This is a genomic window from Herpetosiphon sp. (assembly GCF_003512625.1).
Taxonomy (GTDB): domain Bacteria; phylum Chloroflexota; class Chloroflexia; order Chloroflexales; family Herpetosiphonaceae; genus Herpetosiphon; species Herpetosiphon aurantiacus.
Window position 1 is genome coordinate 81965 of sequence record NZ_DOPT01000091.1, and the last position, 14371, is coordinate 96335.

Here is a 14371-nt window from a genome sequence, read left to right on the forward strand (position 1 = left end):
GATTAAAGCCCCCTGCGTTTCCCGCCTTGAAGCGGGACGGAAGGGTGGTGATCGCCGATGAATGTTGACAGCCAATAATTTGGTTGGCTAATTAACCCTACTTTTGAACTGATGGCGCTAGGGGTATGCAGATTTTTATGGCACGAGTTGTGATTAATCAACAGCATCATTGCAACTTTAGATAAACAATCGCAGTCAGATTGAGTAGCACCCTACTCATAGAGATAAGGACCAATCCATGGCCCATGTTGGCGCTCAATCCATTCTTGGTGAACGTGAAGCTGAGCTACGCGCTGCCGAGCAAAGCTTATTTGATCGTTTGCATCATGCGTTGGAGCAATTTGGCGCTGATGTGACCGCCACTGATGCTGCTCGTTTGCGCGAAGCCACTGAACAACTGGCCGAACTCTTTTTAATTGTGGTTGCTGGCGAGTTCAACGCTGGTAAATCGAGCTTTATCAATGCCTTGCTCGGCGATCGTGTGTTGCCTGAAGGGGTTACGCCAACCACCGATCGCATTAATATTTTGCGTTTTGGCGAGCAACCAGATTCGCAATTGCTCGAAGATTTTCTGTTGTTGCGCACCCATCCTGCGCCGTTACTTGGCGATTTGAATATCGTCGATACGCCTGGCACGAATGCAATTATTCGTCGTCACGAGGAATTGACTAAACGCTTTGTGCCACGTTCGGATCTGGTTTTGTTTATCACGTCAGCCGATCGGCCTTTTACCGAGAGCGAGCGCACCTTCCTCGAGCATATTCGCGAATGGGGCAAAAAAATCGTCTTGGTGATCAATAAAATTGATATTCTCGATGAAAAAGGTCGCGGCGAGGTCATCGAATTTGTGCGCAGCAATGCCACCACCTTGCTTGGCAGCACCCCGATGATTTTTGCGGTTTCGGCTCGCTCGGCCTTACGCGCCCGCGAGAACGATGACCCCAAGCTCTGGGCCGAAAGTGGCTTCAACGCCATGGAAGAATATTTGCTGCGCACGCTTGATCAAGGTGAACGGGTACGGCTCAAATTGCTCAATCCCTTGGGCGTTGGCCAAAAGCTAGCCACAACCTATCGCACTGCTTCCGACGAGCGCTTGCACACCCTAAGCGAAGATATCAAGGCGATCAACAATATCGAGGGCCAAATTCAGGTTTACAAAGCTGATATGCAACGTGATTTCACGCCGCGGATTGCCCAGCTCGAAAATTTGATTCACGAATTTGAGCAGCGTGGCCATAGCTTTTTCGATGAACAAATTCGTTTGGGCCGAGCACGCGATTTAATCAAAAAAGATTTGCTTGAACAACGCTTTCGCGATCAAGTGGTGGGCGATCTCGATGCTGAAACTGATCGCATTACCCAGCAAATTATTGATTGGTTGATCGAGCGCAATCTCAAATTGTGGCAAGACGTTAATGCTTATATCGATCGTCGCCAAATTTCGCGCCATAAAGATGAGATGGTTGGCAACGTTGGCCAAAATTTCAACTACAACCGTCAATCGTTGATCGATTCGGTTGGTCGTAGCACCAGCCAAATTGTGCAAAGCTACAATCGTGATGCTGAAGCCAAACAATTAGCCATGGATTTGCAAGGCACAATTGCTACAACCGCCTTGACTGGCGTTGGCGCGGTCGGCTTTGGCGCATTATTTGTGATTTTGGCGCACGGCGCGTTACTCGATTTTACCGGCATCAGCTTGAGTGTGTTGGCAGTTGCAGGCGGAGCCTATTTGATTCCGGCCAAACGCGCCCAGGCCAAGCGCGAGTTTCACAAAAAAGTTAGCGAACTGCGCGATAAAATTGTGCGCTCGTTGAGCAAACAAGTCTATGCTGAAATCGATCAATCGATCGAGCGGGTGACTGAAACCGTTGCGCCGTACACTCGCTTCGTCAAATTCCAAAATGAGCAACTGCAACACGCTCGCAACGAACTAGCCAGCGTTGAGCAAGCGCTTGGTCGTTTGCGCGGCGAAATAGAGGCTTTGTAGCCAACAAACTCCAGCGCCAAACCAGCTTCAGGCTTGGCGCTGGGTTTACCACAAGAATTAACGGGTATAGATCAGCACCTGTTTTGGTTGTAGAGCACAATTCATTTCGCCATTTTTAACGCTCATTTGACCGCTACCAAGCGCATCAGTCAACACCTCACCATCAGCAATTTCAGTCAAACCAGTTACTGCCAAGTCGAGCGATTTCCATGTGTTATTGATGCAAACTACGACCGTATCGTTGCCCGCCGTGCGTTGAAAGGCCCATGCATCGCTAGGAGTTGTGCGGCTTTCGAGTGTGCCACGTTGCAAGGCTGGATGGGCTTGGCGAATCTGGTTGAGTTGGCTGATCCATTGATAGACTGGTACATCAGTCGCATTCAATTCAAAGGCATCTTCGCGGTTGAAGGGATCTTTGCAGCCGTTGAGTTCTTGCTCGGTGCCATAATAGACAATCGGAATGCCACGCAAACTATAGAGCACCGCCAAAGCTTGCCGCAATTGAGTGGTTTTATCGGCGTTGGGGCCGCCAGTTGCCAAGCATAAAAAGCGCTCGTTATCGTGATTATCGAGAAATGTGCCGTTGACATGGACATTGCGATACTGTTGATCGGCATTTTCGAGCACGCGCTGAATCACCAACAACGTGCGACCACCGACTAAACTTTCTTTAAAGGCGCTGTGCAAGGGGTAATCCAAAATTGCGTCGTTAAATTCGGTGTAGGGCGCAACATAGCCCGCATCGCTGCTAAATACCTCAGCCAGCGAAAACGTATTGGCCGCTTGATCAAACTCACGGAGAAAATCTTTGGGCAAATGTTTGGCCGTATCAACTCGCAAGCCATCAAGCCCAGTTTCGGTTTTAAGCCAAGCAATCCATTTGAGTAATTCAGCACGGGTAGCAGGATTATCCTGATCTAAATCATCAAGCCCGAGCAAATCGCCATCTTCAACCTCTTGTTGATTGCCATAATTTTGAATGTTGCCCTTGTTGTGATACCAGGTTGGGTCATCGAATGGCGGGGCAGCTTTCGAGCCAGGCAAGAAATCGCCCATATGATTGGGCACAACATCGAGCATCACCAATATATCGCGTTTGTGGGCTTCGCTGACCAATTCGCGCAATTCTTCCAGCGTGCCAAAATGCGGGTCAATTTGGTAGGGGTCGTATTGCCAGTAGCCATGGTAGGCATTGGTTGAATTTTGCTTACTGACTGGCGTGATCCAAATGCCGCCAAAGCCCATGCCTTTGATGTAATCGAGCCGCTCGATAATGCCGCGAAAATCGCCGCCATGCCAACGCCGTGGATCGCTACGATCTGCCCCAAAGCCATCGGCGTTGTCGTTGCTTGGGTCGCCATTGGCAAAGCGATCGATCATAATAAAGTAGATCGAACGGCCAGCCCAACGCTCATCGTCAGCGGTAAAGATTGGGGCTGTTGGTTTGGTTGGCAATGGCGTTGGCGTAATTGAGTTATCAACCACAGTAGCGGCAGTAGCGGTTGGATTCAAGGCTTGGCTGGTTGGGGTTGATTGGCTGGTCACTGTTGCCGGAACAGCGGTTGGAGTTGCTTGGCCGCCACAGCCCACAATCACCCCGGCTAAAAGCAGGCCACTCAAAAGCTTTTTCATATTTAGTCCTTCACTAGCAGAGTGCTTGGGTTATTGTAGCGGTATTTGAGAATCGGGGATCGGTTGATGGGGTTTGGGGATCGGATTTTAACGCAGCGGCGTAGAGAAGGAGAAAGGCTATCGACTGAAGGCTATCTGTAATGGTTTATGAGATTGGCAACTGTTATTGTTCCCTCACCCCAACCCCTCTCCCACTGCGGTGGGCGAGGGGCGTTTGGTTTCGTGGTTCCTCCTCGCCTGCTGGGCGGGAGAGGGGGTCAGGGAGTGAGGGCATGCTCCCGATCTAATCTAGCTTTGGCAAATCAAATGTGCCATCGGAATTAACCGGAAATTCCACAATTTTATACACGGCATCAAGGTTGAGCGGCCCGTAGATATGCGGAAATTGCATGCCAGTCTCGTAGCAATCTTCATAGACTAGTTTGGCGTTGAGCAACGCGGGATCGATACATAACAATTGCAAATTAGCTTGACCACGATAAAACGAATTGGCAGGAGTTAGTACTTGCTCAGGAGTCGAGCAATGGATAAAGCCTTCGTCGGCCAACGAAGCCGGGCGATATTCACCAGCAGCTACGGCCTGCTGCCACTCGGTGGGGGAAATAATGTGCAACAACATGGACATTCCTTTAGCAAACAATGAATCAATGCGGCGCATACAGGCTTTGTATGCGCCGCATTGATTGTACTCGGATTAGCCGATTTTGCTAATGCCGAGGCTTAGTTTGCCTTGTTCCAATTCCATGCTGCTGGTGTGATGGTCAGCATTGGCATCGCCAACGCTCAACACCTCGCACAAGGTTTCGGCCTTGATGTACTCGGCATATTCAGCTACGACTGCCGCCAAATCAACCTCGGTTCCCAAGGTTGCATTGATACGATCGGTGATCGCTAGATCAGCGGCCTTACGCGCATCATTGAGGTTACGCACGATTTCGCGGGCGATGCCTTCGCGCAGCAATTCATCAGTCAGCGTCGTAACTAAGGCTACTAACAAGCCCTCGCCTTCGGCCACAGCGTAGCCTTCGGGCGATGAAGCTTCCATCAATACATCGTCGGCGGCCAAGGTTAATGTTTCGCCTTCGACTACAACCTCGAAGCTGGCCCCGGTTTCAACTTTATGCGCTGCATCGGCGGCTTGCTCGCTGCTAAGATTCGCCAACACTTCGCGCAATGCTGGAACCAGTTTGCCAAACTTTTTGCCAACCGAGCGCAAATTGGGCTTGAAGCGATAACTGACCAAGCCATCGCCCACCCCAAGCCAGCGCACCGACTTGATATTGAGTTCGTCACTCAGTTCAGCGCTTAGTTCATCAAGTTGTTCGCCGCGTGGCAAGCGCACCAACACTTCGCTCAGTGGCTGACGCACGCGTATGCCAGCGTTCTTGCGGGCGGCGCGGCCCAAGCTCACAGCCTTGAGCAATAAGTCGGTTTTGCGAATCAATTCTTCATCGATCAGCGCCAAATTGGCTTCAGGATACAGCGCCATATGCACGCTTTCGGCGGCAGTTTGGTCGTAGCTGCGCACTAAATTTTGATACAGCGATTCGGCCACAAATGGCGTGAATGGAGCCATCAGTTTGGAAATCGTGACCAAACAGGTGTACAAGGTTGAATAGGCAGCTTGCTTATCGCCGTTCATGTCGCTGCCCCAGAAACGCCGCCGATTACGTCGCACATACCAGTTTGAAAGCTCGTCAACGAATTGTTCGAGCCGCTTGGCTGGTGTGTTCATATCGTAATTGCTCAGATCGTTGCGCACATCGCGCACCAATGCGTTGAGCCGTGCCAAGGCCCAGCGATCGATCGCCGCCAAATCGCCTTGCGCCAATTCAGGTGTCCAACCATCGACATTGGCGTAAGTTGTGAAAAAGCTATAGGTATTCCACAAGGTCAACAAGAACTGGCGCAACGATTCGCTGACCAAATCGGCTGAGAAACGGCGTGGATTGTAAGGCTGACCAGCAGCAAACATATACCAACGCACCGCATCAGCGCCATACTTCTCGACCATTTCCCATGGCGAAACGATGTTGCCCTTGGATTTGGACATCTTCTCGCCTTTGCCATCCAACAAGTGACCCAAACAGATCACATTCTTGTAGGCTGGGCGATCGAAGAGCAAGGTTGAAACTGCGTGCAAGGTGTAGAACCAGCCACGAGTTTGGTCGATTGCTTCCGAGATGAAATCGGCTTGGCCAGCAACTTCAAACAGTTCTTGATTTTCAAACGGATAATGCCATTGCGCCACTGGCATCGCACCTGAATCAAACCAACAATCAGCCACATCGGGAATGCGCTGCATCGTGCCAGCTTCGCACTCAGGGCACGACCAGCTAGGTGCATCAACAAATGGACGGTGCATATCCAGATTGGCAGTATCTTGACCCCAACGTTCGCCAAGCTCCGCCAACGAACCGACCACATCGATATGCTGACAGGTATCGCATGTCCAAACTGGTAGCGGCGTGCCCCAATAGCGCTCACGGCTGATCGCCCAGTCGATGTTATTTTCGAGCCAGTTGCCAAAACGCCCAGCTTGGATATGCTCAGGCACCCAATTGATCTTTTTGTTGTTGGCGATCAATTGTTGCTTCAAGGCCGTCGTGCGGATATACCACGATTGCTTGGCATAGAACAGCAACGGTGTTTTACAGCGCCAACAGAATGGATAGGTGTGCAGCACTCGCCCTGATTTGAACAACAAGCCTTGTTCTTTCAAATAGCGCGTGATTTTTGGATCAGCTTCTTTGAAGAACATGCCTGCAAAGCCAAAACTTTCAAAGCTGCCCAGCACTTTGCCCGCCAACTCGACCGAGAACAAGGTTGGCAAGCCATACTTGCGACCAATTTCCAAGTCGCCATAGGCTGGCGCGATGTGCACGATCCCCGTACCGTCTTCCAACGAGACGAACTCATCGGCAACGACGCGATAAGCACTGCTCAAATCGATCGCTGCGCCATTATCGCCAACCCCAGGAAACAGCGGCGTATAGCGCAAGCCACGCAGATCAGCACCAACAAAGCTAGCAAGCGTGGCGGCAGTTTCACCCAACACCGCCCCAACCAAAGCTTCAGCCAAGATATAGCGCTGGCCTTCGTGCTCGGCTAGCACATAGGTTGCCTCAGGATTGACCGCCAAACCAGCGTTGGCTGGCAGAGTCCAAGGTGTAGTTGTCCAGGCCAAGAAAGCAGCATCGGCCACTTGAGCATCTAAGGCATGGTCGCTCGGCGTATGGCGGAAGCGCACCCACACCGATGGATCGTCGGTATTATCTTGGTAGCCTTGGGCGACCTCGTGATCCGAGAGCGATGTGCCACAGCGGGGGCAGTGCATCGTCACTTTATAATCACGATACAGTAATTCGCGCTCGTGCAATTGCTTGAAGATCCACCACAACGACTCGATATATTTGTTGTCATAGGTGATATAGGGATCTTCGAGATCGATCCAGAAGGCGATCCGCTGGGTCAGCTTTTCCCATTCTTGGATGTAATCCCACACTGATTGACGGCAGGCAGCATTAAATTCGGTGATGCCATATTTTTCGATGTCGGGTTTGCCTGCGAAACCTAATTTCTTTTCAACTTCCAGTTCGACTGGCAAGCCATGGGTATCCCAGCCACCGCGAGCACCGATGACCTTTTTACCAAGCATGCGGTTGAAGCGCACCATAATATCTTTAGACGAACGAGCCTCGACGTGGTGAATCCCCGGGCGGCCATTGGCCGTGGGTGGCCCTTCAAAAAAGACAAACGGACGCGAAGCATCACCATGGTCAAGCGTCTTTTTGACGATGCCATGGGCTTCCCACCAAGCGGCGATCTCATCCTCAAGCGTCGGAAACGACACCTTGGGATCAACTGCTGCAAACGCCATTGTTGACTCCTCGTTGACTAAAAACACAAAGCCCCGCCCCATACTGCTGGGACGAGGTTATCAAAAAGACCTCGCGGTACCACCCTGCTTGATAGTCGTTTGCACGAACTACCCACTTTAAGCCGTTGCCATCACAACGTCATCCCGATAACGGGGGATATCCGGTTCGCTTACTGCCAAAGGGTTCAGCGTTCGGCTCAGGAGAGATTTTGGTTGGGGTTACTGATACGTGCCTCACACCATTTGCACGCTCGCTGATTCAGATTTTAGCCCAACTACTCGGCTCCGTCAACGCCTGTGACCCGATTGTACCATAATTAAAAGTCAGCCGTCAAAGGACTAAAGTCTGAGCGTTGAAAGCAAAAGGCAAAAGTCAGAAGCCAAAAAGAACCTAGCAGCACACTTAACACAGAGGCGCAGCGTGGAGCATGGCTCAAGGCTATGGGCTATCGGAGATACATTGGAGCATCAAAACCTAATAACCTATAGCCTTGAGCCATACACCCTCTGCGCCTCTGCGTTCATATTTCAAGCCTTGTTGCTTGCGACTAAACCATGACAACAATGAAAGCCACTTGGCACAAGCAGGCGTTGCTCAAGCACTGCCGCCAATTCAACCTGGATTCCATTTTGGAGCGGGCAAGCAGCTGGCTCTTGATGCTCAGCAGTAAACTGCCCAAGCGTGGCATAGCGCAAACCTTGATCAAACCAAAGCTGGGCATTGGCAAGATTGTAAAGTCGCAGCCAGAGCCACCAACTCAAGCGATAGGCCGCATGATCGATTGGCACTCGCCGTTCGCGGGCCAACAAGCCATGACCATAACTGGCAGTTTGATGCCAATAGATTGGGTTGATTAAGCTTGCGGTGAGGCTCGTTTGATCACCGTTGTTCAGTGCTTGCTCAACCAAACGTGGCAATGCTTGTAACCCAGCAAACGAAAGCCGCTCCTCAGGCAATGCTTGGTCACTTAGCGTTTGCCAAGCCTGAAGCATCGCCTCGCGCTGAGCATTGGTTAGTTCAAATTCCATCAATTAATTCTCGCTGGCTCCGATTGACATAGATTGAGCTTGGCCGCACAATGGCCTGCAATTTGGCAATCAGGAGCAATTTCAAATGCAGCTTTTAGTGCTACAAGGCCCAAATCTTAACATGCTTGGCCAACGTGAGCCAACAATTTATGGCTCAACCTCGCTGGCCGATATTCATAACGCTATGCGCGAAAAAGCAACCAGCGCAGGCATCGAATTAAGCTTCATTCAATCGAACCATGAAGGTGTATTAGTTGATACGCTCCACGCCCATTATGGCAAGATTCAGGGCATTATTATCAACCCAGGCGCGCTCACTCACTATGGTTTGAGCCTGCGCGATGGCTTAGCCTTGATGGATGTGCCGATCATCGAAGTGCATTTATCGAATGTCTATGCCCGTGAAGCCTTTCGGCATCATTCAGTGGTGGCGGCAATTGCCCAAGGCCAAATTAGCGGGCTTGGTTGGCAAGGCTACCTGTATGCGCTCGATTGGTTTATCCAGCGCAAATCGGCTTAATCAGCCCATTGGTCAATAATCGCTGGATGCTGGCCCGCATGCAAAAGTTGTGATAATTGCTGATGCTCGGCGGCAATCAAACGCTTAACCAACTCGCCTAAATACAACGCTCCTGCTGCCGTTTGGATGCGCTGAGTATAGCCAGCCCATGGAATTGCCGCGATGGCTTGGGCCAGTTGTTGGCGTTGTTGTTGCCATTGATCAAGGCTGTTGGCTGCATCAACCAGCTGTGGCGACTGATTGGCATGGGCAGCACAATCATAGGTAGCTTGTTGCTCTAAGGCAATTAATTGGGCTAAATCGGCGGGCTGCACATACTGCATCGCCGCCAAACTAGCTGCTCGCGAGGTTTGTAATAATTCTAAAATGGCTTCTTGTTCCACAAAAACCGCCATGGTAACTCCTTATTAACCGCAAATCACGGTACGCACTCTCTATGATACGTACCGTGATTGATTTGCAATCAGTCGGGGGAAGGGCTTTCGGCTAGACCTGCTTAGATGCGGCGCGGTTGCGGCGAACTTTGAGCATGCGGTTTACCACAAACCAAATCAGGCCCAAAGCGATAATCCCCAAGGCAACTTTTTCATAGCGATCAACTAAGCCAAGCACATTTTCCCATTGCGAACCAAGCACAATCCCTGCATAGGTCAAAAGACCATTCCAGATCAACGAGCCAAAGGTTGTCCAGAGCAAAAAGCGCCCCATGGGCATACGATTCATGCCTGCCGGAATTGAAATTAAACTACGTACCAAGGGAATCAAGCGGCCAGTAAATACCACGATTTCACCATATTTAGCAAAGAAGCCCAAGGTTTTATCAATATCAGCTTCGCTGATAAAGAAGAATTTGCCATAGCGGCGGATAAAGCGCCGAATAATCGTTTCGTCGGCCCACATACCAATATAATAGAGCGCCAGCGCACCCAACACTGCGCCAATTGTGCCAGCCAACAACACTGCAACAAGGTTCATCTCACCTTTGCCAACGATAAAACCAGCAAATGGCATCACCAATTCTGAAGGGATCGGGGGGAAGAGATTTTCGGCAAACATCACCAACGCAATGCCGGGGTAGCTTAACGCCGTAATAATCGCAGTAATAATTGCTTGAACTTTGTCCATTATTTCTGACATGAGTGTTTCTGCTCCTTTAAGTGGGGGTTCGTGGGCGGCATCCGTAGGCCACGCTTGCAAACAATACCCTAATCTCGATGTTTCGACAAGTGATAGCTGAGGAGTCAGTTGTTAGGGATCGGGGGCTAGTAGTTGATCCACGAAGGACACGAAGAGCACGAAGGTTACGTTTTTAGCCACAGATTTCACAGATTTGCTTAATGTTTCCACGATAGCCAATCGACTTTGTGTTTCGCCACTGCGTTTCCCTGATCCTTGATTCCTAGCCCCTCTTTCATCCTTCATAATTCATCCCTCATGCTTAACTTTGCTTTATACTTAGGCTAGCAACCAAACAGCGATGGAGGGATGGCGTGCATAAGCCCGATACCAAACGACTGATTCCCCCAATTTTTGTTCTTTTAGCAATATTTGGCATTTTCTTAGCGATTGTGTTTGCCGCAGAATCAACGCCCATGGCCGAGATTCGCTTTAATCTGGATCGTGAGGCGGCTTTACAACGCTCAGTCGAAGCATTACAGGCAGCGGGTGGCGATCCCAGCCAGTTTACCCAAACAATCACTTTTGGCTCGAACAACGATGCTCAATCGTATCTGATTCGCGAACGCAGCCGCGCACTGCTCAACCAACGGGTTGACGAAGATCTTAATCTGGCCAGTTGGAATGTGCGGTTTTGGCGTGAGCTTGATCCAGAGCAATGGTCGATTAGTCTTTCACCAGCCACAGGCCGCATCTTGGCAATTAATCATATGCGCCCTGATGAAGCGGCTGGAGCAACGTTGAGCCAAACCGAGGCCTTGCTTCTGGCCCAAGCTCAATTGCCAATTCCGCTTGATCAATTAACCTTGCTCGATCAATTTACCAATCAACAGCCCAATCGTACCGACCATACCTTTATTTGGCAGCGCCGTGATATCAGCGATGCTGAGGCTCAATATCGCTACAGTGTTACAATTGCTGGCGATCAATTGGGCCAGCGTGGCGAGTATTATTGGCTGCCCCAATCGTGGTATTTGGATAAAGATTGGCAACTGCGCCGTGGTGGTATTCTCAACCACACTGGCTGGACGCTGACCTATGCCCTGACTGCCTTGATTGGCGTGGCTTGGTTTATTCAGGCACGGCGGGGGCGATTACGCTGGCGTTGGGCCTTACGCCTGTTTGCAGCGGTCGCGGCGGTCGGCGTGTTGGTCATGCTCAACAGCATTCCGCTCGATTTGGCTCATTATGATATTAACCAAAGCCTGCCGGTTTACTGGGGCAATGTACTTGGTGGTTATGTTGGTCAACTGGTCACAATCGCCACCACAATTATTTTGGCGGGCATGGCTGGCGAGGCGCTAGTTTGGGAAGAAACCGAGGGCACTGTTTCGTTGAGCGAAACCTTGACCCACCGTGGGTTAGTGAGTCGCCCAGTCGTGCAGGCTTTATGGGTTGGCGGCTTGGTTGGAATTTTCCAGCTAGGCTTTGTTTCGGCCTTTTATGCCTTGGGTAGCCGCTATTTTGGGGTTTGGTCGCCCGTTACGCCCTTGTATGATGATACGATTGCTACGCCGTTTCCCGCCTTGTATGGCATGGCGCTGGGCTTGTTGCCCGCGATCGGCGAGGAATTGATCTTTCGCTTGGGCGGGATTACGGTGTTGACCCGTTATTTTGGTCGGCCCAAGCTGGCAATCATTGTGACAGCCGTGGTTTGGGCCGCACTGCATGCCACCTATCCCCAACATCCGTTTTATATTCGCGTGGTTGAATTAAGCATTATCGGGATTTTGTTTGGCTTTTTGAGCGTGCGCTACGGCGTGTTGGCCTCAATCGCGGCCCACTATACCTACAATGCCTCGCTGTATGTGCCACTTTTTTGGAAAACCAATAACTTCTATTTGCTTAGCGGGATTGCCGCCGCCGCCCTGGTGTTGTGGTTGCTGGTTCCGGCCATCATTCGCCAATTGCGGGGAATTCCGCTTGAGAGCGATAATACAATTCGCGCCGCGCTGCCACCCCAAGTGCCCGAGCCAGTTGTGCCACAATTAAGCTGGCAATGGCGAAGCGATTGGAAACTGTTTGCAGGTCTATCGGGCTTGGCGGTCATTATGTTGCTGGTGATTGGGCTGAATCGTGCGCCTGCCTTGACCCGCAACGGCGTGCGCCAAGATATGGTTACCCGCACCGAGGCCCTCGCCCAAGAGCGCAAAATCGATCTAACAGGCCTGAACCCCAGTGTTACGGTCGTGGCCGATTGGGTTGACCTTGATTTAGCCTATATCTACGATCAACTAGACCCTGAGCAAACCGCTGCTGCGATTGAAAAAGGCACAGTTCGCGCCTGGAGCGTGCGCTGGTCGAATTGGGATCGACCTGAGTATAGCTGGTTGGTATATCTCGATCCAGCTGGGCGTTTGCTATCGTATCGCTTAAGTTTGCCCGAAAATGCCAAGGCGATTTCAACCACGCTCGAACAAGCGCAAACGATCGCAACCACCCATGCCAGCCAATTTATCGCGCTTGATCAGTATGAGTTGAGTAATACTAGTACCAGCCAAAAGCCCAATCGCAATGATTATAGCTTTGTTTGGCAGACTAAAATGCCATGGATTGGCGAGGCCTATCGACGCTTCGAGGTAACCGTAGCTGGCGATCAAGTAATTGTCAGCTCGCCCTCGATGTATACCCCGCCTGAATATCGGCGTGAGCGCGACCAAACTACCCTGAGCGAAAGCATTCTGAGCAATTTGCGCAGCGCCTTGCGTGGCATTCCGGCCACAATCTTGCCAATTTTGGGCTTGATTGGCATTTTTCGGCGGCGTACTGAGCTTTGGCCGTGGGTTTGGCTAGGAATTATTGCCGGGATTGGCTACTTAATTCAAGGTGCTGGGCGTTGGACATTTGCCCAAGTTAGCGAACTACCACGCTTTATTTTAGCAATCAGCCAAACCTTGGCGAATGCCGTCTTGAATGGTGGCGAGCTAGCCTTATTGGGAGCAGGCGCGGCGACCGCTTGGAACCTGACCAAAAACGAGCAACAATTGCCGCTTGAGGCTTTTATACGGGCAATTCCGCATCGAATTCAAGATTTTGTGGCTGATCGAGCGCAAGTTTTGCGGCGCGAAAGCATTGTGTTAGGGATTTTGATCGTGCCATGGATCTTGCTGATTCGCAGCAGCATTGGGTTTACAACAGCCAAAGCTGGGTTTTGGGCCAGTGTTCAACCATTGAACGCACAATCAGCAATGCTTGATATACTATTACAAGCAACATTTGATGCAATTACCACAAGTTTGCTCTTGATCGGTAGCCTGAGCATGCTAACATGGGTAGTACGTGGGAAGCAGCAGATCGCCTTGGCAATTACCTGTCTTGGAATGGCATTGGTCCTCTTGCCGTTACGCGAACCAGCTCAATGGCTCGTTTTAGGGCTAGCTGTGCTGTTGAGCTTTTGGCTTGGCCGCATGCTGCGCTGGAATGGCTTGGCTTTAACTGTTGCTTTATGGTTGGCAAACATTGTACCAGCCGCCCTAACCTTACTTGCAACAACCCCACTTGCATTGCAACTGAACGGCGCAGCCTTGATTGTGTTGCTCTGTGGCTTTTGCGGGTGGTATCTCGGTGGATGGTGGCAAACACAAAATGCAGAAAATTAATCAGACCTATACAATCACTCAGCGGGCTACTTGTTTGGTGTGGAGGATGTTATGAATTCATTGGCGGCAATCCCGCACCTTCACGATCTACCACAAGTGGTTGAAACCGTGAAACGGCGACAATTATCGGGCCGACTCACATGGATCGATCACATAGATCGGGTGCATTTATTTTTTGTGGATGGGATTTTACGCCATGGCCAAGTAGACCCACATGGCCAAATTGGCGAAGATGCGGTGGATTGGCTGTTGACGCGGCGTTCGGGCCATTTCGAGTGGAATGCTGCCGATAATTTATTTAAACCAGCGCATAGTATTAATGCCGACATGGTGGCAAATTTTGATCGTTTGTTAACGATTATGGTCGAGGGCGAAATTTTAAATCGTCCGCCTGAGCACGATTTTGCTCTGGAGTTTTTCGGACTCAGCGCTGCGCCAATTCCTAAGGCTGCGTTAATTCCTCAGCCGGTGCGGCGTTCGTTGGTGCTGCCACCAGGCGAACACGACCCCAACAGTAGCAAGCAATTGCAAAGCCTGCCCTTGGG

The 14371-nt window shown here is 50.8% G+C and carries 10 protein-coding genes and 1 other annotated feature; of the genes, 4 read left to right on the forward strand and 6 right to left on the reverse strand.

Annotated features, from left to right (window positions below; all coding sequences use genetic code 11):
• The first annotated feature begins 238 nt into the window (after positions 1 to 238).
• The gene (locus DEF47_RS19930; RefSeq protein ID WP_012190505.1) at positions 239 to 1990 is read left to right on the forward strand and encodes a dynamin family protein; all 1752 of its coding nucleotides are present in this window, start codon (positions 239 to 241) and stop codon (positions 1988 to 1990) included.
• Between the two features lie 57 nt (positions 1991 to 2047).
• Here the strand turns inward: DEF47_RS19930 and DEF47_RS19935 are convergent, their stop codons facing one another.
• From DEF47_RS19935 to DEF47_RS19950, 4 genes are all read right to left on the reverse strand, one after another.
• A complete protein-coding gene (locus DEF47_RS19935; protein WP_012190506.1) occupies positions 2048 to 3622 on the reverse strand; it encodes an alpha-amylase family glycosyl hydrolase in 1575 nt (524 codons plus the stop codon).
• Positions 3623 to 3905: 283 nt separating this feature from the next.
• Positions 3906 to 4241, reverse strand: coding sequence for a DUF952 domain-containing protein (locus tag DEF47_RS19940; RefSeq protein WP_012190507.1), 336 nt, complete (start codon positions 4239 to 4241; stop codon positions 3906 to 3908).
• 75 nt (positions 4242 to 4316) lie between these two features.
• Positions 4317 to 7502 (reverse strand): isoleucine--tRNA ligase, encoded by a 3186-nt coding sequence (gene ileS, locus DEF47_RS19945; RefSeq protein WP_012190508.1) that lies wholly within the window; start codon positions 7500 to 7502, stop codon positions 4317 to 4319.
• Positions 7503 to 7546: 44 nt separating this feature from the next.
• Positions 7547 to 7803, reverse strand: a binding site (T-box leader).
• A 227-nt stretch (positions 7804 to 8030) separates the two neighbouring features.
• On the reverse strand, positions 8031 to 8531 hold the full coding sequence (locus DEF47_RS19950) for a hypothetical protein (protein WP_012190509.1): 501 nt from the start codon (positions 8529 to 8531) through the stop codon (positions 8031 to 8033).
• An 85-nt stretch (positions 8532 to 8616) separates the two neighbouring features.
• On the opposite strand from DEF47_RS19950, the gene aroQ reads away from it, so the two are divergent.
• Positions 8617 to 9051 carry a type II 3-dehydroquinate dehydratase gene (gene aroQ / locus DEF47_RS19955; RefSeq protein WP_012190510.1) on the forward strand — a complete coding sequence of 145 codons (435 nt, stop codon included), beginning with the start codon at positions 8617 to 8619 and terminating at the stop codon, positions 9049 to 9051.
• On the opposite strand, the gene DEF47_RS19960 is transcribed toward aroQ, so the two are convergent.
• Entirely contained in the window at positions 9048 to 9446 is a 399-nt protein-coding gene (locus tag DEF47_RS19960; RefSeq protein WP_012190511.1) for a hypothetical protein, read from the reverse strand. The genes aroQ and DEF47_RS19960 overlap by 4 nt on opposite strands.
• 91 nt (positions 9447 to 9537) lie before the next feature.
• Positions 9538 to 10188 (reverse strand): DedA family protein, encoded by a 651-nt coding sequence (locus tag DEF47_RS19965; RefSeq protein WP_012190512.1) that lies wholly within the window; start codon positions 10186 to 10188, stop codon positions 9538 to 9540.
• Between the two features lie 353 nt (positions 10189 to 10541).
• On the opposite strand from DEF47_RS19965, the gene DEF47_RS19970 reads away from it, so the two are divergent.
• Together DEF47_RS19970 and DEF47_RS19975 are read left to right on the forward strand one after the other, a co-directional pair.
• Entirely contained in the window at positions 10542 to 13826 is a 3285-nt protein-coding gene (locus DEF47_RS19970; protein WP_012190513.1) for a CPBP family intramembrane glutamic endopeptidase, read from the forward strand.
• A gap of 51 nt (positions 13827 to 13877) precedes the next feature.
• The coding region (locus DEF47_RS19975; RefSeq protein ID WP_287045313.1) for a hypothetical protein at positions 13878 to 14371 on the forward strand (494 nt) is incomplete at its 3' end.

Bases quoted from the DNA above. Each gene is read 5' to 3' on its own strand.
- DEF47_RS19960 (WP_012190511.1), bottom strand. From the start codon at position 9,446: ATGGCGGTTTTTGTGGAACAAGAAGCCATTTTAGAATTATTACAAACC.
- DEF47_RS19935 (WP_012190506.1), bottom strand. From the start codon at position 3,622: ATGAAAAAGCTTTTGAGTGGCCTGCTTTTAGCCGGGGTGATTGTGGGC.
- DEF47_RS19930 (WP_012190505.1), top strand. From the start codon at position 239: ATGGCCCATGTTGGCGCTCAATCCATTCTTGGTGAACGTGAAGCTGAG.
- aroQ (WP_012190510.1), top strand. From the start codon at position 8,617: ATGCAGCTTTTAGTGCTACAAGGCCCAAATCTTAACATGCTTGGCCAA.
- DEF47_RS19940 (WP_012190507.1), bottom strand. From the start codon at position 4,241: ATGTTGTTGCACATTATTTCCCCCACCGAGTGGCAGCAGGCCGTAGCT.
- DEF47_RS19965 (WP_012190512.1), bottom strand. From the start codon at position 10,188: ATGTCAGAAATAATGGACAAAGTTCAAGCAATTATTACTGCGATTATT.
- ileS (WP_012190508.1), bottom strand. From the start codon at position 7,502: ATGGCGTTTGCAGCAGTTGATCCCAAGGTGTCGTTTCCGACGCTTGAG.
- DEF47_RS19950 (WP_012190509.1), bottom strand. From the start codon at position 8,531: ATGGAATTTGAACTAACCAATGCTCAGCGCGAGGCGATGCTTCAGGCT.